The organism is Sphingomonas sp. JC676, from assembly GCF_014489075.1.
Lineage (GTDB): Bacteria > Pseudomonadota > Alphaproteobacteria > Sphingomonadales > Sphingomonadaceae > Sphingomonas.
The window spans coordinates 480,372-497,735 of sequence record NZ_JACTGR010000001.1 but is presented as its reverse complement, the minus strand read 5'-3'; the positions used below and the strand labels follow the sequence as shown (position 1 = coordinate 497,735).

General features: G+C 66.4%; 20 protein-coding genes and 1 other RNA gene. 7 read left to right on the top strand and 14 right to left on the bottom strand.

What is annotated here, in order from left to right:
• Positions 1 to 59 precede the first annotated feature (59 nt).
• From IAG41_RS02355 to IAG41_RS02325, 7 genes are all read right to left on the bottom strand, one after another.
• On the bottom strand, positions 60 to 383 hold the full coding sequence (locus IAG41_RS02355; protein ID WP_187726963.1) for a YbaB/EbfC family nucleoid-associated protein: 324 nt from the start codon (positions 381 to 383) through the stop codon (positions 60 to 62).
• Positions 380 to 1,993: a DNA polymerase III subunit gamma/tau gene (locus IAG41_RS02350; RefSeq protein ID WP_187726962.1), complete on the bottom strand. Its 1,614-nt coding sequence runs from the start codon at positions 1,991 to 1,993 to the stop codon at positions 380 to 382. The genes IAG41_RS02355 and IAG41_RS02350 overlap by 4 nt, the downstream gene beginning before the upstream one ends.
• A gap of 72 nt (positions 1,994 to 2,065) precedes the next feature.
• Positions 2,066 to 2,163, bottom strand: an RNA gene (gene ffs / locus IAG41_RS02345) — signal recognition particle sRNA small type.
• A gap of 75 nt (positions 2,164 to 2,238) precedes the next feature.
• Entirely contained in the window at positions 2,239 to 2,475 is a 237-nt protein-coding gene (locus tag IAG41_RS02340) for a hypothetical protein (protein WP_187726961.1), read from the bottom strand.
• A gap of 124 nt (positions 2,476 to 2,599) precedes the next feature.
• Complete coding sequence (locus IAG41_RS02335) at positions 2,600 to 2,935, bottom strand: 2Fe-2S iron-sulfur cluster-binding protein (RefSeq protein ID WP_187726960.1); 336 nt, start codon at positions 2,933 to 2,935, stop codon at positions 2,600 to 2,602.
• Positions 2,932 to 4,023, bottom strand: coding sequence for a cysteine desulfurase family protein (locus IAG41_RS23080; RefSeq protein WP_187726959.1), 1,092 nt, complete (start codon positions 4,021 to 4,023; stop codon positions 2,932 to 2,934). Before IAG41_RS23080 ends, IAG41_RS02335 begins: the two co-directional genes overlap by 4 nt.
• On the bottom strand, positions 4,020 to 5,096 hold the full coding sequence (locus IAG41_RS02325; protein ID WP_187726958.1) for a cysteine desulfurase family protein: 1,077 nt from the start codon (positions 5,094 to 5,096) through the stop codon (positions 4,020 to 4,022). Before IAG41_RS02325 ends, IAG41_RS23080 begins: the two co-directional genes overlap by 4 nt.
• 92 nt (positions 5,097 to 5,188) lie before the next feature.
• On the opposite strand from IAG41_RS02325, the gene IAG41_RS02320 reads away from it, so the two are divergent.
• Positions 5,189 to 5,845: an alpha/beta hydrolase gene (locus IAG41_RS02320; RefSeq protein ID WP_187726957.1), complete on the top strand. Its 657-nt coding sequence runs from the start codon at positions 5,189 to 5,191 to the stop codon at positions 5,843 to 5,845.
• Between the two features lie 96 nt (positions 5,846 to 5,941).
• On the opposite strand, the gene IAG41_RS02315 is transcribed toward IAG41_RS02320, so the two are convergent.
• The 4 genes from IAG41_RS02315 to IAG41_RS02300 form a co-directional block, all read right to left on the bottom strand.
• Positions 5,942 to 6,160: a DUF2093 domain-containing protein gene (locus IAG41_RS02315; protein ID WP_187726956.1), complete on the bottom strand. Its 219-nt coding sequence runs from the start codon at positions 6,158 to 6,160 to the stop codon at positions 5,942 to 5,944.
• Between the two features lie 251 nt (positions 6,161 to 6,411).
• The gene (locus IAG41_RS02310) at positions 6,412 to 6,582 is read right to left on the bottom strand and encodes a hypothetical protein (protein WP_187726955.1); all 171 of its coding nucleotides are present in this window, start codon (positions 6,580 to 6,582) and stop codon (positions 6,412 to 6,414) included.
• A complete protein-coding gene (locus IAG41_RS02305) occupies positions 6,582 to 6,764 on the bottom strand; it encodes a hypothetical protein (protein ID WP_187726954.1) in 183 nt (60 codons plus the stop codon). Before IAG41_RS02305 ends, IAG41_RS02310 begins: the two co-directional genes overlap by 1 nt.
• Positions 6,765 to 6,766: 2 nt before the next feature.
• Positions 6,767 to 7,735 carry a threonine/serine dehydratase gene (locus tag IAG41_RS02300; RefSeq protein WP_187726953.1) on the bottom strand — a complete coding sequence of 323 codons (969 nt, stop codon included), beginning with the start codon at positions 7,733 to 7,735 and terminating at the stop codon, positions 6,767 to 6,769.
• 151 nt (positions 7,736 to 7,886) lie between these two features.
• On the opposite strand from IAG41_RS02300, the gene IAG41_RS02295 reads away from it, so the two are divergent.
• Positions 7,887 to 9,113, top strand: coding sequence for a type III PLP-dependent enzyme (locus tag IAG41_RS02295; protein WP_187726952.1), 1,227 nt, complete (start codon positions 7,887 to 7,889; stop codon positions 9,111 to 9,113).
• Positions 9,114 to 9,217: 104 nt separating this feature from the next.
• On the top strand, positions 9,218 to 10,297 hold the full coding sequence (locus IAG41_RS02290) for a 1,9-bis(guanidino)-5-aza-nonane synthase (RefSeq protein WP_187726951.1): 1,080 nt from the start codon (positions 9,218 to 9,220) through the stop codon (positions 10,295 to 10,297).
• Positions 10,298 to 10,367: 70 nt separating this feature from the next.
• On the opposite strand, the gene IAG41_RS02285 is transcribed toward IAG41_RS02290, so the two are convergent.
• Entirely contained in the window at positions 10,368 to 11,261 is an 894-nt protein-coding gene (locus IAG41_RS02285; RefSeq protein ID WP_187726950.1) for an SDR family oxidoreductase, read from the bottom strand.
• Between the two features lie 68 nt (positions 11,262 to 11,329).
• Complete coding sequence (locus tag IAG41_RS02280) at positions 11,330 to 12,070, bottom strand: SDR family oxidoreductase (protein ID WP_187726949.1); 741 nt, start codon at positions 12,068 to 12,070, stop codon at positions 11,330 to 11,332.
• A gap of 125 nt (positions 12,071 to 12,195) precedes the next feature.
• Between IAG41_RS02280 and IAG41_RS02275 the strand changes: the two genes are divergently transcribed.
• Positions 12,196 to 13,104, top strand: coding sequence for a LysR family transcriptional regulator (locus IAG41_RS02275; RefSeq protein WP_187726948.1), 909 nt, complete (start codon positions 12,196 to 12,198; stop codon positions 13,102 to 13,104).
• Positions 13,105 to 13,152: 48 nt separating this feature from the next.
• On the top strand, positions 13,153 to 14,145 hold the full coding sequence (locus IAG41_RS02270; protein WP_187726947.1) for an alpha/beta hydrolase: 993 nt from the start codon (positions 13,153 to 13,155) through the stop codon (positions 14,143 to 14,145).
• A gap of 43 nt (positions 14,146 to 14,188) precedes the next feature.
• Here the strand turns inward: IAG41_RS02270 and IAG41_RS02265 are convergent, their stop codons facing one another.
• Entirely contained in the window at positions 14,189 to 15,481 is a 1,293-nt protein-coding gene (locus IAG41_RS02265) for an epoxide hydrolase family protein (protein WP_187726946.1), read from the bottom strand.
• Positions 15,482 to 15,716: 235 nt separating this feature from the next.
• On the opposite strand from IAG41_RS02265, the gene IAG41_RS02260 reads away from it, so the two are divergent.
• On the top strand, positions 15,717 to 16,151 hold the full coding sequence (locus IAG41_RS02260; RefSeq protein ID WP_187726945.1) for an MAPEG family protein: 435 nt from the start codon (positions 15,717 to 15,719) through the stop codon (positions 16,149 to 16,151).
• Between the two features lie 87 nt (positions 16,152 to 16,238).
• The gene (locus tag IAG41_RS02255; RefSeq protein WP_187726944.1) at positions 16,239 to 17,360 is read left to right on the top strand and encodes a cytochrome-c peroxidase; all 1,122 of its coding nucleotides are present in this window, start codon (positions 16,239 to 16,241) and stop codon (positions 17,358 to 17,360) included.
• Positions 17,361 to 17,364 lie beyond the last annotated feature (4 nt).

Sequence of the window (17,364 nt, the reverse complement as noted above, 5' to 3'; positions counted from 1 at the left end):
TCTGTGTGCGATTGCCAACAGAGGAGCGCCAACGATGGTTCCGCCGGCCTTGATCCAGATCAGAAGGGCAGCTTGAAGCCCGGCGGCAGCGGAAGACCGCTGGTCATCTTGCTCATCGCTTCCTGCGAGGCCGCGTCCGCCTTGGCGCGCGCGTCGTTGAACGCGGCAGCGAGCAGGTCCTCGAGCATGCCCTTCTCGCTCGGGTTCATCAGCGAATCGTCGATGTGCAGGCCGATGATCCGGCCCTTGGCGGAAGCCTTGACCGTCACCAGCCCGCCGCCCGAGGCGCCCTCGACCTCGATCGTGTCGAGATTGGCCTGGGCCTTGGTCAGCTCCTCCTGGACGTTCTGCGCCATGGCCATGATGTCTTCGAGGCTCTTCATGCCTGATTACTCCGTGTCTTGGTCCAGCCGATCAGCTCGGCATCGGGAAAGGCTTCCATCGCGGCGGCGACCACCGGCGAGCGGAGCACCGCTTCGCGCTCGACCGCCTCGTTCGCCGCCTGCTGCTCGCGCAGCGTGGGCGCCGTGGCGCCTTCGGAGACCCTTAGCCGCCAATTGACGCCGGTGATATCCTTGAGTGCGGCGCCCAAGTCCTTGATGAAATCATGTGGCAGCGGCCTGGCCGCACCGAACTCGATCTCCGTCCCCTCGAAACGCACCGGCCGCAGATAGTCTCCCACCTGCGTGGCGAGTTGAAGGCGCTTTGCCGCCTTCAGATGATCGGCCAGCTCGGCCATCGTCGCCGGCATTGCCGCCTGCGAAGCCGTAACGGCAGGGGTGGGCGCCGAGATCGTGCCGTTCGCGATCTGCCGCGCCAGCTCGCCCGGATCGGGAAGGTGCGAGGCGTGGATCACCCGCAGCAGCGCCATCTCGCATGCCTCGATCGGCAGCACCGCCCGCGCCACCTCGTCATGGCCGCGCAGCAGCAACTGCCACAGCCGGTGCAGCGCCGCGAAGGACAGCCCCGCCGCCCAATTCTCCAGCGCCTTCACTTCCTCAGCCGATTGCCCGGCCACCGCAGCGGTGCCGAGCTTGGTAAGCGTCACGCCGTGGACGGTCTCCAGCAGCGTGCGGAGCACCGCCTGCGGATCGACGCCCAGATCATATTGCCCGCGCAGCGAAGCGAGCGCGCCCGGTGCGTCGCCTTCGAGCAGCAGCCCGAACAGCGCCCGGATCGCGCCGCGGTCCGAAAGCCCGAGCATAGCCCGCACCGCGTCGGCCTTGACCCCCTCGCCCTCCAGCCCCGCATGCGCGATCGCCTGGTCGAGGATCGAAAGCCCGTCGCGCGCCGATCCCTCCGCCGCACGTGCGATCATCGCCAGCGCCTCGGGCTCGGCCTCGACGCCTTCCTTCTCGGAGACCATCGCGAAATGCGCGGTCAGCGCTTCTGCCGATATCCGCCGCAGGTCGAAGCGCTGACAGCGCGACAGCACCGTCACCGGCACCTTGTTCACCTCTGTCGTGGCGAACAGGAACTTCACATGCGCCGGCGGCTCCTCGAGCGTCTTCAGCAGACCGTTGAACGCGGCCTTGGACAGCATATGGACTTCGTCAATGATGTAGATCTTGTAGCGCGCGGAGACCGCCGAATAGCGCGACGCCTCGATGATCTCGCGGATGTCGTCGATGCCGGTATGGCTGGCGGCGTCCATCTCGATCACGTCGATATGCCGCCCCTCGGCGATCGCCCGGCACGGCTCGCAGATGCCGCAGGGATCGATCGTCGGCCCGCCCAGCCCGTCCGGCCCGATGCAGTTCAATGCCTTGGCGATCAGCCGCGCAGTGGAGGTCTTGCCCACGCCCCGCACGCCGGTCAGCAGGAAAGCGTGCGCCAGCCGGTCGCGCTTGATCGCGTTGCCCAGCGTGGTGACCATCGCATCCTGCCCGATCAGCTCGGAAAAGGTCTGCGGCCGGTATTTGCGTGCAAGGACGCGATACGCCTCCTGCCGGGGCTGGGGCGGTTCGTCGAGGCCAAGAAGGGAATCGGACATTGCCACCTATCTAGGTGGCGGCGCGGCGTTTGTCGAAGCCGGTGGCCAACACATCCGACAAATCGGATAAGATGAGGTGGGAGCCGGAACGACCCGATACGAAATCGTTGCGGCTGCTTCCTTCCGGACCTGACCGGGTTGGCGACGGCATCGTCCGCCCGACTCCCGCGGCGCATATGGGGGAAGCTGTTCGACGAAGCAAGGGTCGGGAGCGCCCGGGTCGGGGGCGCTCCCTCACGCTCGGCTTAACGCCAGGCGCGAACCTTGCGGCAGACGCGGACGCGGTGATGGTTTCGCCATTTGTTGGTGCACACCTTGCGCCAATAGGATTTCCGGCCGTGATGGTGCCGCTGGCCATGCGCGACAGTGGTGGTGCTGCGCGTCACCGTCCGATGTGATTCTTGTGCAGCCACGGGCGCGGCGGATGCGGGAATGGCGAGGGCAGCGGCCGCCGCCGCCGCGAGAAGCGCGATCATCTTCATTCAGACTCTCCTTTTGCAGGACTCCCTGCGTCAGGCGCAATCGTTACGGGTGGTGTCTGGTTCCATGGCAATGCCGCCGATTTGAAGGCGCGTGCGATTTGGACTCACGGCCCTACTCAAAGGCTCAGCGCCCCTGCATGTCGCGGTGCTGCGGCGGCATCCGCACGGTCAGCCCATCCAGCTCCGGCGTAAGCAATATCTGACAAGCGAGCCGGCTGGTCCGCGAGGCGCCGATCGCGAGGTCGAGCATATCCTCTTCTTCCTCGCTCGCCTTGGGCAATCGCGCGAAATCCTCGGCCGCGACGATCACATGACAGGTCGAGCAGGCCATCTGCCCCTCGCACGTCCCCTCCAGCGGCTGGCCGTCATTCTGCGCGACCTCAAGCAGCCGATGGCCTTCGGGCGCTGCGACTTCGCGGGTTTCGCTACCATCGGCACTGACGAAACGGACTCGTATCACGCAGCCACCTTCTGCGCGCGCGCGGCAGCGGTGATGCGTGTCAGCGCGGTCATCAATTCCTCTTCGGTCGTGTAGCGGCCGAAGCCCAGCCGGATGCTCGACTTCGCCTCGGCATCGCTCAGCCCGATCGCGCGCAGCACGTGGCTGGGCCGCCCCGACCCGCTCGCACAGGCCGATCCCGCGGAAAAGGCGATATCGCGCAAGTCGCTGATCAGCCGCGCGACGTCGAGGCCAGCGCGGCGGATGTTGATATTGCCGTGATAGCGCTCGCCCAGCGAGCCGTTGAGCGTCCAGTCCGCGCCCATATGCGCCAGCGCCGCGCGGAAGAGCTGCTGCACATGCGCATGATCAGCGCCGAAACGCTGCTTGGCGAGCAGAGCCGCCGCCCCGAACCCGGCGCAGAGTGCGGGTGAAAGCGTCCCCGATCGACCGGCAGGCTCCTGCCCGCCGCCATGCATCAAGGGTTCCAACGTCACGCCCTCGCGGATCCACAGCCCGCCCACGCCCTTGGGTCCGTGGATCTTGTGCGCCGAGACCGCGATCAGGTCGCAATCCTCGGGGATGCGCACCCGGCCATAACCCTGCACCGCGTCGCACAGGAACAGCGCCCCCGCCGCACGCGCCAATCGCGCAATCTCCTCGACCGGATGGAGCACGCCGATTTCGTTGTTGACCAGCATCGCCGCGACCAGCCCGGTACCCGGCACGATCGCCGCGCGAGCCGCCGCCAGATCGGGAAGCCCGTCCGACTCCACCGGCACCACCGTCACCTGCCGCCCCTTGCGCGCCTCGGCCTCGACCGTGTCGAGCACCGCGGCGTGCTCGGTCGCGAAGGTCACGATTCCGCCGGTCGAGCCCTTGATCGCCCAGTTGAGCGCCTCGGTCGCGCCGCTGGTGAAGGAGAGGGTCCCGCCATGCGGCAGCAGCGCCGCGATCTGTTCGCGTGCAGCCTCCACCACGGCCTTCGCGGCCCGCCCCGGCGCATGGGGCGAATGTGGGTTGGCATGCTGGCTCTCCAGCCCGGGCAGCATCGCCTGCAATGCTTCGGGCGCGAGCGGCGTCGTCGCCTGATAGTCGAGATAGATCATGCCGCGCGTGCCCGCGCTTCGGCGGCGATGGTCCGCCACAAATCGGCAAAGGCATCCACCTCCGCCTCGCTCGTCGTCCGACCGAAGCTCACCCGCACTACCTCGCGCAATTCGGGCTCGCTCCAGCCCATCGCCATCAGCACATGGCTCGGCCGCATGCTCCCTGAGGAGCAGGCACTTCCCGCTGACACCGAGATCCCGGCCATGTCGAAGCGGATGAGCTGCGCTGCCGAAGAGACGCCAGGCATCCGATAGGCGCCGATCGTCGGCGTCCGGGCGCTGGCTTCCGCCACCACCTCGCCGCCCGCATCGCGAATCATCCTGTCGAGCCGCGCCCGCAGTTCCGACAGCCGCCTTATGTCCTCCGGAATCGCCACCGCCGCGGCATAGCCGAGCGCGCCCGGCAGATTCTCGGTCCCGGCCCGATAGCCCTTCTCCTGCCCGCCCATTGGCAGCAACACGCCGAAGTCGCGCACCAGCAGCGCGCCGATCCCCGGCGGCCCGCCCCGCTTGTGCGCTGACACTGCGACCAGATCGGCATGGCGGATCACCGCATCGTCGGCCCGAGCCGACATCTGCGCCGCATCGACCAGCAGGATGCCGCCGGCCGCGTGGACGATCTCCGCGATTCTCCCGATCGGCTGGCGCACGCCGGTCTCGCTGTTCGCCCATTGCACGCAGACCAGCGTCCGCCCACCCGCGGCCAGTGCCGCGCGCAGGGCGTCGAGATCAAGAATCCCGTCCGCGCCCACCGGCAGCATCGCCGCACCTTCGGCGTGCCGCAGCACCGAATCATGCTCTACCGCGGTGATCAGCCGTCGCTCCGCCATCGATCGCGTCAGCGCCATATGGAGCGATTCGCTCGCTCCGCTGGTCAGCACCAGCTCATGCGGCCAGCCATAGGCCGCCGCGATCCGCGCCCGCGCGTTCTCCAGCGCCGCCCGCGCCGCGCGTCCCTCGGCATGCGGCGAGGAGGGGTTCGCCCAGTGGCGCATGCCCTCCGCCACGGCGGCCAAAGCTTCGTCGAGCATCGGCGTCGTTGCGGCGTGATCCAGATAGATGCGTGCAGCCAAGTCCGTTCCAATTGCGAAAGAAAGCGCGTTGCCTATATAGCGACCAACTTACCGCGCTCCACATGCGCCTTCCTAATTCAGCAGGACACGCCTTGCCCGAAGTCATTTTCCCCGGTCCCGAAGGCCGCCTCGAAGGCCGTTTCGCCCCCGCTCCGCGACCGCGCGCACCGGTTGCGATGATTCTCCATCCCCATCCCCAGGCGATGGGCACGATGAACAACCGCATCGTGCAGGAGCTCTACAAGACCTTCCAGCGCCGCGGCTTCGCGACGTTGCGCTTCAATTTCCGCGGCGTCGGCAAGAGCCAGGGCGTGTTCGACAATGGCGTCGGCGAGCTTTCGGACGCTGCCAGCGCGCTCGACTGGGTGCAGAGCTTCCATCCCGAAGCCTCGACCACCTGGATCGCGGGCGTTAGCTTCGGCGCGTGGATCGGCATGCAACTGCTGATGCGCCGCCCCGAGATTCGCGGCTTCATCTCGGTCGCCCCGCCGGCGAACATGTACGATTTCACCTTCCTGGCGCCGTGCCCCAGCTCGGGCATCATCATCCAGGGCGAGGCGGACGAAGTCGTGACGCCCAGCGCGGTGCAGAAGCTGGTCGACAAGCTGCGCACCCAGAAGCACATCACCATCCATCACGACACGATCCCGGGCGCGAACCATTTCTTCGAGCACGAGATGCCGCAGCTGATGAACAGCGTGGACAATTATCTGGACATGCGACTGGATCCGAACTCACCGATCCGTTGAAAATCGCTGGCCGGCACCCCGGCGAAAGCCGGGGTCCAGAATCACCCAGGACACCGCTTGGAGCTCCTGGATCCCGGCTTTCGCCGGGACGACGGACTAGACCCTGGGGAGGTTCCGCGCGCCGCGGGCCAGCATCGCTGCACTCGCTTGCTCGGCGCCGCGATAGGCCTCTTGGTGCTCGGCGCTCCAATATTTCAGCTCCTCGATCGCGATGCGTTCGCCGGTCACCGCGCACAGCACGTAGCGGCCGGCGCGGAGCATCTCATAATCGGGGGTGTCGTAGCGGAGCTCCGCGGGGATGGCTGAGTCAAGCATCGCGGCCTTCTAGCGATTGCGCGCTTGTCGTCCAGATCGGGAGATATTCTCGGATGACGCTGCCTTGCCCTTCGGCGGCCTGGCACCCAGGAGTTCGCTTGCGGTGAAAACTGACATAGCCCCACCGTCACCCCGACCTTGTGCCGGGGTCCACTGCGCAACATGGCGAGAAGCTCAAGGCTCTAGCAGCTTGCTCGCGGATGGGTGGCCCCCTGCACAAGGCCAGAGTGACCGGTGGGTAAAAGGGCCAGCTAAAGCGTCCAGATCAGCAAATTCCCCAGCAGCACCGCCGCGGCGATCACCATCAGCACGCCCTTCTGCCGGTCGCCCTTCCGCCAGATCACCACGCCGCCCCAGACGAGCGCGAACATCGCCAGCACGGCGATGCTCTGCAGGATAGGATTGAGCCTGGGATCGACCATCAGAGCAGCCAGTTGATGCCGTAGATCAGCGCGGCAATCACCAGCCCGGCGAACACGAAATAGGCGATCGCGCGCGGGTCGCGGCGATAGACCACCATCAGGATGCCGAAGATGATGTAGCCCAGCGGCCGCAGCACGAAGCTGAGCGCATTTGCCGCCACGGCACCCAATCGATTCGCCATTCCTAGTCCTTAGATGCCAGCACCGCCGCATAGGCGTCCGGATCGGCATTGCCCCCGGAAAGGATCACCAGCAACCCCGGCTCGAGATCGACCTTGCCGGCGAGCACCGCGGCCAGCGCCACCGCCCCGCCCGGCTCCAGCACGATCCTGAGCTTTGCCGCCGCCCAGCGCTGCGCCTCGCGGATCTCGGTCTCGCTCACCGCCACGCCGATGGCACCGCGCCGCGACAGCACATCGAACGTCAGCGGAGAGACTTCCTTGGTCTGCAGCGCGTCGCAGGCCGTCGGCGGCGGATTGTCGCCGACCGGTTCGATCCACCCCGCCTCCAGGCTGCGCCGCATATCATCCCAGCCCTCGGGCTCGACCACGATGATCTGGCTGTCGGGCAGCGCCAGCGTGATGCCCGCAGCCAGCCCGCCGCCGCCGCATGGGATCACGACGCGCGCCGGGTCGGGCAGCTTCATCTCCACCATCTGGGTCATCGCCTCGATGCCCGCGCTGCCCTGCCCCTCGATGATCCAGGGATCGTCGAAGCTCGGCACCAGCGCAGCGCCGCGGGCATGCGCCAGATGCGCGGCGATCTTCTCGCGGTTCTCGGTCGCACGGTCGTAGCGGACCACTTCGGCGCCCATCGCCAGCGTCGCGTCGATCTTCACCCTGGGCGCGTCGGACGGCATCACGATCACCGCGGGGATACCGAGTCGTTTCGCTGCCCAGGCGATTCCCTGCGCATGATTGCCCGAAGAGAAGGCCACCACGCCCTTTTCGCGCGCAGCATCGTCCAACGCGGTGAGCCGGTGCCAGGCGCCGCGAATTTTAAACGCGCCGATCGGCTGCAGACTCTCGGCCTTGAAGTGCACCGGAGCGCCACGAATTTCCGCTGTGAATAGAGGTGTTTGCGGAAGGATCGCGGCAATCTTCGCCGCGGCGTCCCGCACCCCTGCCCGCGTTGGCTGTCGCACAATTGTCACATTCTGCCCCGTCGTAAAATTCCGGACCCTCGAATCACTTTACACACCCCCCCATCGTCCTTATGTGCCGCCTTCCGCTGCCCCATGGGACTTCCAACCGCAAGGCAGCTTTCGTCAATGTTTGCCGTAAGGCATTTGGAGGTCCCTTGAGTTGCACAAGCATCATAGCGCGCTGGGGTTAGCTGGCACCCTCAACGGCAACGCCCGCGTTGTCGATATTGCCAAGCTTCGTCCGGTCCAACCGGTCACGCTCGTTCGTCCGCACGCCGCATCGCGTGCCGCCCGATTCTTCGCAGAGAAGTTTCCGGGCCGCTCGATGTATGCGGTAAAGGCGAATCCCTCTCCCGATCTCCTGCAGATTCTGTGGGATAGCGGAATCACGCACTACGACGTCGCCTCGATCGCCGAGGTGCGGCTGGTCGCGTCCACCCTGCCCGAAGCCACCCTGTGCTTCATGCACCCGGTAAAGGCCCAGGAGGCCATCACCGAGGCGTATTTCGAGCATGGCGTGCGCGTGTTCAGCCTCGACAGCCTCGAGGAGCTCGACAAGATCGTCCGCGCCACCAAGGGCGCGACCGACCTGACGCTCTGCGTGCGGCTGCGCGTGTCCTCGGATCACTCGAAGCTCAGCCTCGCGTCGAAGTTCGGCGCCGGTCCGGGCGAGACCAAGCCGCTGCTGATGGCTGCTCGCCAGGTCGCCGATGCGCTGGGCATCTGCTTCCATGTCGGCAGCCAGGCGATGTCGCCCGAAGCCTATGCGAACGCGATGGAGCGCGTCCGCATCGCGATCGTCGAGGCAGGCGTCACCGTCGACGTGGTCGACGTCGGCGGCGGGTTTCCTTCGTCCTATCCGGGCATGGAGCCGCCCCCGCTCGAGCGCTATTTCGCGACGATCCACCGCGCGTTCGAGAGCCTGCCGGTCTCCTATTCGTCCGAGCTGTGGTGCGAGCCCGGCCGTGCATTGTGCGCCGAGTACAGCTCGATCATCGTGCGCGTCGAGCGGCGCCGCGGCGATGAGCTCTACATCAACGACGGCGCCTATGGCGCTTTGTTCGATGCGGCGCATATCGGCTGGCGCTTCCCGGTCCAGCTCCTGCGCGAGCCGGATTCGAACGCACGCGACATCCCGTTCAGCTTCTACGGGCCGACCTGCGACGATCTCGACCATATGGCGGGCCCGTTCCTGCTGCCCGCCGATATCCAGGCGGGCGATTATATCGAGATCGGCATGCTCGGCGCCTATGGCTCGGCGATGCGGACCGCGTTCAACGGCTTCGGATCGGACCAGACGGTGATCGTCGACGACGAGCCGATGACCTCGCTCTATGTCGCCGCCGACGAGGAACGGGCGCTGCCCTCGAACGTCGTAAAGCTGTAACGACACAGTCCTAGCGAATTGGGAAGGCGGATGCTTCGGCATCCGCCTCCTTACGGGTTTCCGCGTCCCCAAATGACGGCGGCACTGTGAAGATGGGGAATCCCATGACCGACACCCTGACCAAGACCGCCGCGGCCAACGCGCCGATCAACGACACCCGCAAGGCGGAGCTGCTCTCGAAGCAGGTCAAGCATATCGACATTACGAGCTTCGACGCGCGCCCGATCGTCGATGCGATGGCCGATATGAGCTTCACCAGCCGCGATCTCGGCCGCGCGACCAAGATCTACAACGACATGCTGGCCGACAAGGACTGCACGGTCTGCCTCGTGATCGCGGGCTCGACCTCGGCCGGCGGCTGCATGGACCTCTATGCCGAGCTGGTGCGCAACAACATGGTCGACGTGATCGTCGCCACCGGCGCCACCATCGTCGACATGGATTTCTTCGAGGGCCTCGGCCACAAGCACTATCAGGCGCTCGAGATCCCCGACGACGACACGCTGCGCTCGCTCTATATCGACCGCATCTACGACACCTATATCGACGAGGAAGCGCTCCAGAACGTCGACCATACGGTCTTCGAGATCGCCGAGACGCTCGAGGCCAAGCCCTATTCGAGCCGCGCGTTTATTCGCGAGATGGGCAAATATCTGGTCGAGCATGGCAAGAAGGACAACAGCCTGGTCAAGCTCGCCTACGAGCATGACGTGCCGATCTTCTGCCCGGCGTTCGTCGACTCCTCGGCCGGCTTCGGCCTGGTCAAGCACCAGGTGGATCGCGCCAAGGCCGGCAAGCCGTACCTTGTGCTCGACGCCATCGCGGACTTCCGCGAGCTCACCGAGATCAAGATCCAGGCCGGCACCACCGGCCTGCTGATGATCGGCGGCGGCGTGCCCAAGAACTTCATCCAGGACACCGTCGTCTGCGCCGAGATCCTCGGCCACGAGGACGTGGAAGTGCACAAGTACGCCGTCCAGATCACCGTCGCCGATGTCCGCGACGGCGCCTGCTCGTCCTCGACGCTGCAGGAGGCTGCGAGCTGGGGCAAGGTCAACACCGGCATCGAGCAGATGGTGTTCGCCGAGGCCGGCTCGGTGATGCCGCTCCTCGCGAGCGACGCCTATCATCGCGGCCATTGGAAGGACCGCGCCAAGCGCGGTTGGGCGAAGCTCTTCGCCTGAGCTTTCGCTTCCTTTCGGAAACAGTAAAGGGCCCGCGCATCGCGCGGGCCCTTTCTTTTTGGCCAAAGGCTCAGACCAATTTGGCGGGCTTGAGCAGGTCGGACAGGCCCACCCGGTGCAGCATCTCGGCACGCAGCCGGTCGAGCACGGTGAAGCCGACATCGGCGCCGTCCTGCGTCGGATCATAGTGCACGCGGAACGGACGCTTGCCGAAGGGCATGTCGACGATCTCGACGATCGCGTCGGCGACACCCGCGACATCCGCATCCTCGGGCACGATCTCAGCGAACGCCTTCTGCACCTGCTCGCCGAACCCGGCATAGGGACCCGCTTCATATTCGGCGAGGCGCGCCGCGTCGGCGGGGCGACCCGAATGGGCGAAGTGATTGGTGCCCTTGGTGAAGGCGCCCGGCACGACGATCGAGGTCTCGATCCCCCAGCGGGCCAGCTCGCGGGCATATTGCACCGCCAGCGCATCCATCGCCGCCTTCGCCGCGAAATAGGGCGAGAGATAGGGCGGCGTGCCACCCGCCGAGCTGCTGCTCGAGACCCACACGAGCAGCCCCTGCTTGGCAGCACGCATGTGCGGCAGCGCGGCGCGGTTTACCCGCTGCGTGCCCAGCACGTTGACGTCGTATTGCTGGGCGAACTGCTCGGGCGTGAAGCTCTCCGCCGGGCCGAACATCATGTGCCCGGCATTGTGCACCACCACATCGATGCGGCCGCTCTCGGCGATGATCTGCTCGACCGCTTCATTGGCCGAAGCGTCCGACTGCACGTCGAGCTCGATCGGGCGAAGGTCGACGTCTTCGATTTCCGCCATCTCGGCGGCGTTCCCGGCATTGCGCCCGGCGACGTCGCGCATCGAGGCGTAGACGGTGTGCCCGTCCCTCGCGAGGGCTTCGGCAGTGATGCGGCCGAAGCCGCTGGAGGCGCCGGTGATGAGGATGATCTTCTTGGACATGGTGAATTCCTTTCGAAACTGGTCCGCACCTCAGGGCGGAAACCGGGAGGGGATTGAGGGTTGAATGATCAGATGATCCCGCCGTTTGCGCGCAGGACCTGGCCGTTGATCCAGGCTCCGTCGGGCCCGGCGAGGAAGGCAACCGCGGACGCGATGTCTTCCGGCTGGCCCAGCCGCTCGAGCGGAGCGAGCTTGGTCAGGGTGTCGATCACGCTCTGCGGCTTGCCGTCGAGGAACAAAGCCGTCGCGGTGGGTCCGGGAGCGATCGCGTTGACCGTGATGTTGCGACCGCGCAGTTCCTTGACCATGACATGCGTCATCGCTTCGACGCCCGCCTTGGTCGCCGCATAGACCGCATAGCCCGGCTGGTAGAGACCAACCACGCTCGACGACAGGTTGATGATGCGCCCGCCTTCGCGCAGCCGCTTGGCCGCTTCGCGCAGCGTGTTGAAGCTGCCCTTCAGATTGACCGCGATCTGGCTGTCGAACAGCGCATCGTCGCTCTCGGCGATCGTCGCCAGCTTCATGATGCCGGCATTGTTGACCAGCACGTCCACGCCGCCGAACGCCGTCTGCGCCGCGTCGAACATGCGGGCGACCGCCGCTGCGTCGCTGACATCGGCCTGCGCCGCGATTGCCTTGCCGCCCTTCGCCTCGATGCGGCCGACCACGGCCTCTGCCTCGGCGGCGCTGCCGGCATAGTTGACGACGACGGTGAAGCCGTCGCCGGCCAGCCGCTCGGCGATCGCAGCGCCGATACCGCGGGCGGCACCGGTGACGATCGCGACCTTGTTCGTGTCTCCGTTCATGATGGATCTCCTTGTTCGCGCCGCCCGGCATTGGGCCGACACGCACTAGATGCGCCCTGGCGCGCCAAAGATAATCATCCTAAACACGGCATGACTGTTCGCATTTATAGAATAATGGAGACCCAATGGACCGGTTCGATGCGATGCGCCTGTTCACCCGCGTGGTGGACCGTCGCAGCTTCACCCAGGCCGCGCACGACCTCGAACTGCCGCGCTCCACCGCCACCCAGGTCATCCAGCAGCTCGAACAACGCCTCGGCGTCCGCCTGCTCCAGCGCACCACCCGCACCGTCCGCCCCACCCTCGACGGCGAGGCCTATTATCGTCGCTGCCTCGCGATCCTCGACGATATCGAGGATGCCGAGGGCGCGTTCAGTGGTGCGGTCCCCCGCGGAATGCTCCGGATCGAGGTTCAGGGGACGATCGCCCGCCATTTCGTGCTGCCCGGCCTGCCCCGCTTCCTCGAACTTTATCCCGAGATCGAGATCGCGATGAGCGAGAGCGACCGCTGGGTCGATATCGTCCGCGAGGGCGTGGATTGCGTGCTCCGTTACGGCGCGTTGCCCGACAGCGATCTGGTCGCACGCACGGTGACCACCCTCGAGCGGGTTACCTGCGCGGCGCCCGCCTATCTCGACCGATTCGGACGCCCCCGGACGCTCGACGACCTTGCCGGCCATCACGCCGTCGGTCTGCGCTCGCTCACGACCGGCGCCCTCGCTCCATTCGAGTTCGGGCTGGGTGACCAGATGGTGCGGATGGATTTGCCCGCGCCGCTTTCGGTCACCGGCACCGAAAGCTTCCTGGACGGGGTCTGCCTGGGGCTCGGGCTCGCCCAGATGCCGGTCTTCCATGTCGCCCGGGGCCTGGCCGAGGGCCGCCTCGAACGCGTGCTGGCGGACTATCCCCTCCCGCCTGGGCCAGTGTCGATCCTCTACCCGCGCAACCGCCAGCTCTCACCGCGCGTGCGCGTCTTCATCGACTGGATCGTGCAGCAATTCGCCACGGCGGCGATGGTCGATCACGCGGGCTAGAATCCGCCGGCACATCGGCTAGGCTCCCCAAAACAGAAGGAGAGAGTCATGCCGATCACTCGCCGCACGCTTATCGGAGGAGCCGCCGCCCTGACTCTCGCTTCCGCCGCCCGGGCACAGAACACACCCGGCCCCAGCCCCTACAAGTCCGGCGCCTCCGGCCCGGTCTGGCCTGCGCGCGAGCAGTTCAAGCTCTGGCCCGGCCTGCCGCCCGGCTCCCCGGTCTCGCTCCCCAAGCCCGACAACACGATGAACGGCCCCGCCGATCGCCGCGAGCTCTGGCTGCGCGGCGTCGCCGAGCCAGTCGTCGCGGTCTATCGCCCGAAAAAGCCCGATGGCCGCGCGGTGCTGTCGATCCCCGGCGGTGGATATCAATTCGTCTCCATCGAGAATGAAGGGATGGACGTCGCCAGGACGCTCACGCCGCACGGCATCACCGTATTCGTCCTCGCCTACCGCCTGCCCGGCGAAGGCTGGGCCATGCGCGCCGACGTGCCACTGCAGGACGCGCAGCGCGCAATGCGCCTGATCCGCGCCCGCGCCGCGACCTGGGGGATCGACGCTGCCAAACTGGGCCTGGTCGGCTTCTCCGCTGGCGGTCACCTGGGTGCGATGCTGGCGGTCGGGCATGCGGACAAGGTCTACGCGCCGATCGATGCCGCCGATGCGCTCTCTGCCCGTCCTACGTATGCCGGGCTCGTCTATCCCGCGGTCTCGTTCAACTCGGCGGGCTTCGAGGAGCGCAAGGAAAACGGCCTGTGGGGCGATTCGACCGATCCCGCGACCGCCGCGCGCTACAATGCGCTCGACCGCGTCACGTCCGAAACCCCGCCGATCTTCCTGGTCCATGCGATGAACGACGGCACCGTGCCGATCCAGCAGAGCCTGGCGATGATCGACGCCTGCCGCCGCGCCAAGGTGCCGGTGGAGGCGCATCTGCTCGAGAGCGGCGGCCACGGCTTCGGCGCGATGCACCTGCCCCTCGTCGCGCCGGGACGGCTCTGGCCCGAGGTCTTCGCGCGCTGGACCGCGAAGCACTAGGCAGCAACGGCGCGCATGCCGGATGCGCGCCGCCGCAGTCCGGTTAGCGAAGCGACTTGAACGACGCGCGCATCTCGCTGGTGAACGAAGCAGGCTGTTCCCAGGCCGCGAAATGCCCGCCCTTGGGCTGCTTGTTGTAGTGGATGAGCTTGGGATAGGCGCGTTCGGTCCAGCTCTTCGGCGCCTGATACAGCTCGTCCGGATAGGCGGTGACCGCGACCGGCAGCTTTATGCCCTTGGGCGCGAAGAAGGCCAGTTTGCTTTCCCAGTAGAGCCTGGCCGAGGACACCGCGGTATTGGTCAGCCAATAGAGCGCGACATTGTCGATCAGGTCTTCCTTGGAGAGGCCCTCCTGGCCGCCCTCGAACACCCGGGTGATCAGCTCCATGCTGCGCGCATCATGGTCGAACATCCAGGCGGCGAGGCCCATCGGCGAGTCCGCCAGCGCGTAGAGCGTCTGCGGGCGGTGGGCCATCTCGTTCGCGTACCCCAGCCCGTTCTTGTAGAAGAAGTCGAGCTGGTCATAGGCGTGCTTCTCATCGGCCGAGAGACCCGCGGGCGCCGCGCCGCCTGCCGCCAGCGCCTTGGAAATCTCGTCGGGCACGGTGGCGGGCATGTTGGTGTGGATGCCGATCAGCCCCGCCGGCTCGAGCAGTGCCAGCTGTTCGGTGACCGCATTACCCCAGTCGCCGCCCTGCGCGACATAGCGCTTATAGCCCAGTCGCTGCATCAGCACGGCCCAGGCCTTGGCGATGCGGATCGGATCCCAGCCGAGCTCCCGGGGCTTGCCCGAGAAGCCGTAACCGGGAAGCGACGGGATCACGACGTCGAAGGCGTCCGCCGCCGTGCCGCCATGCGCCGTCGGATCGGTCAGCGGACCGATGATCTTGAGCTGTTCGATGATCGAGCCCGGCCAGCCATGGGTGATGAGGATCGGCAGCGCGTTGGCGTGCTTCGACTTCACCTGGATGAAGTGGATGTCGACCCCATCGATCTCGGTGAGGAAGTTGGGCAGGTTGTTGATATAGTCTTCGCAGGTGCGCCACTTGTATTCGTTCGCCCAGTAGCTGGCGGCCGCCTTCATCGTCGCGAGCTTCAGGCCCTGCGTCGTGTCGCCGACGGTCTCCGGATCCGGCCAGCGCGTCGCCAGGATGCGGCGGCGCAGATCGTCGAGATCGGCGTCCGAGGCGTGGAACTTGAAGGGACGGATATCGTCCCCGCCCGCGGCGAGGACCCTGCCGGCCGCGCCGGACGTCGCGAGCAGGATGCCTCCACCACCAACGGCCGATTTGGCGAGCATGGCGCGGCGAGTCATACGCGATGAGAACCTGGTCATGGCTTTTCTCCGGTTGAAGTTGGCGGGGTCGGGCTGGTGCCAGGCCTCGGTTTTGGGAGATGGTGCCCTGCCCGACGCGTGCCCAGCTAGATGGCGTTATTCGGTGTTAGATGATGCGAGCGCGGATCCGACCCACACGGCCCATCTCGGACGTCTCCCGCCACGCGGTCGAGCCGTGGATAAGTTGCATTCGCGAACTCACTGATGCAGCCTTTCCGTTTCTGGGGAGGAAAACATGCACAGCCAAATTCTCGCGCCCGTCGTAACGCTTGTCGCCTGGACGATCATCATGTGCGTCTGGATGATGGCCATCCGGCTACCCGCACTGAAAAAGGCGGGGATCGACATGTCGAAGGCGCGCGGCGGGCGGCCCGGCATTCTCGACGGCATGATCGACGAGCGCGCGCAATGGCCGGCGCACAACTACAACCATCTCATGGAACAACCGACTTTGTTCTACGCGATCGCGCTGGCGCTTGCGCTGCTGGGCTCCGGCAATGGCATGAATGCGTGGATCGCCTGGGCCTATATCGGTCTGCGCATCGCCCACAGCATCGTGCAGGCGACCTTCAACAAGATCTCGGTCCGCTTCCCTTTGTTCGTGCTGTCGACGGTCGCGCTGGCTGCGCTGACGCTGCATGCGGGATTGGCGCTTCTGCACGGGGCCTAGGCGGTATCGGTGCGTCACGTTACGACAAGCGACACACAAAGGGGTACGATGCGCTTGGGGAGCATAAGACGGCTGGTCGTGAGCGCTTTGACGCTGGCGCTGGCGGCGTGCGGAGACGGGAAAAACGCCCAGCCGTCCGCCACCCCCGCGGGTGTTGCGAAATTCACCACCATCGACTTCGCAAACGTCGCCGATTATTCCGCGCCGACGCTTCCCGCCTATTTCGATCAGACGGTGAAGGCGCTGGACCACAGCCCAGCGTCCAACGCCGTCAATGATCGGGTCGCGACACTCGGACGGGTGCTGTTCTACGACCTGCGGCTGAGCACCAATGACAAGGCCTCCTGCGCCTCCTGTCATCGGCAGGCGCTCGGCTTTACCGACTCGATGCGGTTCAGCAACGGGATCAGCAACGCGGCCACCACCGACTTCCACGCGATGCGGCTCGGCAATCTACGTTACTGGCAGCCCGGCTCCACCTTTTGGGATCGGCGCGCGCCCAGCGTGGAGGCGCAGGCGAGCATCCCGCTTCACAGTCTGGTCGAAATGGGATGGGGCGGGGCCGCGGGCGGCTTTGACGCGCTGACCCGGAAGATGGGCGCGACGACCTATTATCCGGATCTGTTCGCCTGGGCGTTCGGCAGCCCCATAATCACCGAACCGCGCATCCAGCAGGCGCTCGCCCAGTTCGTGCGCGCGATGGTCTCGAGCTCGAGCCGGTGGGATACCGGCTATGCGCAGGTCTTCTCGCCCACCGCGCCAGACCGCGCGCTGAACCTCGACCTGCCCAACTTCACGCCCCAGGAAAATCGGGGCCGACACTTGTTCATGACGGGTGTCGGACAGGGAGGCGCCGGCTGCTCCTCCTGCCACCTTCCCCCGACCTTCGCCCTGGCCGCCAACGCGCGAAGCAACGGCCTGGACGCCGGCGAGACGCGCCTGTTCAAGGCGCCATCGCTGCGCAGCGTCGGACTGACGGGGCCGTATATGCACGACGGCCGCTTCGCGACCCTGGCGGAGGTCGTCGACTTCTACGACCACGGCATCCAGGCGAGCGCCGCGATCGACAATCGCCTGCGGCAGGGTCGCGGGCCACAGCGCCTGAACCTCAGTGCGGCGGATCGGGCAGCGCTGGTTGCCTTCCTGATGACGCTGAGCGACCCGGTTCTCACGAAGGATGCGCGCTTCAGCGACCCGTTTCGTCGGTGAGGGC

What these genes read in the sequence shown, in the direction of transcription:
- IAG41_RS02355 (WP_187726963.1), bottom strand. Translation starts at nt 383, where the DNA reads ATGAAGAGCCTCGAAGACATCATGGCCATGGCGCAGAACGTCCAGGAG.
- IAG41_RS02350 (WP_187726962.1), bottom strand. Translation starts at nt 1,993, where the DNA reads ATGTCCGATTCCCTTCTTGGCCTCGACGAACCGCCCCAGCCCCGGCAG.
- IAG41_RS02340 (WP_187726961.1), bottom strand. Translation starts at nt 2,475, where the DNA reads ATGAAGATGATCGCGCTTCTCGCGGCGGCGGCGGCCGCTGCCCTCGCC.
- IAG41_RS23080 (WP_187726959.1), bottom strand. Translation starts at nt 4,023, where the DNA reads ATGATCTATCTCGACTATCAGGCGACGACGCCGCTCGCGCCCGAAGCA.
- IAG41_RS02315 (WP_187726956.1), bottom strand. Translation starts at nt 6,160, where the DNA reads ATGCTTGACTCAGCCATCCCCGCGGAGCTCCGCTACGACACCCCCGAT.
- IAG41_RS02310 (WP_187726955.1), bottom strand. Translation starts at nt 6,582, where the DNA reads ATGGTCGATCCCAGGCTCAATCCTATCCTGCAGAGCATCGCCGTGCTG.
- IAG41_RS02305 (WP_187726954.1), bottom strand. Translation starts at nt 6,764, where the DNA reads ATGGCGAATCGATTGGGTGCCGTGGCGGCAAATGCGCTCAGCTTCGTG.
- IAG41_RS02290 (WP_187726951.1), top strand. Translation starts at nt 9,218, where the DNA reads ATGACCGACACCCTGACCAAGACCGCCGCGGCCAACGCGCCGATCAAC.
- IAG41_RS02285 (WP_187726950.1), bottom strand. Translation starts at nt 11,261, where the DNA reads ATGTCCAAGAAGATCATCCTCATCACCGGCGCCTCCAGCGGCTTCGGC.
- IAG41_RS02280 (WP_187726949.1), bottom strand. Translation starts at nt 12,070, where the DNA reads ATGAACGGAGACACGAACAAGGTCGCGATCGTCACCGGTGCCGCCCGC.
- IAG41_RS02275 (WP_187726948.1), top strand. Translation starts at nt 12,196, where the DNA reads ATGGACCGGTTCGATGCGATGCGCCTGTTCACCCGCGTGGTGGACCGT.
- IAG41_RS02270 (WP_187726947.1), top strand. Translation starts at nt 13,153, where the DNA reads ATGCCGATCACTCGCCGCACGCTTATCGGAGGAGCCGCCGCCCTGACT.
- IAG41_RS02265 (WP_187726946.1), bottom strand. Translation starts at nt 15,481, where the DNA reads ATGACCAGGTTCTCATCGCGTATGACTCGCCGCGCCATGCTCGCCAAA.
- IAG41_RS02260 (WP_187726945.1), top strand. Translation starts at nt 15,717, where the DNA reads ATGCACAGCCAAATTCTCGCGCCCGTCGTAACGCTTGTCGCCTGGACG.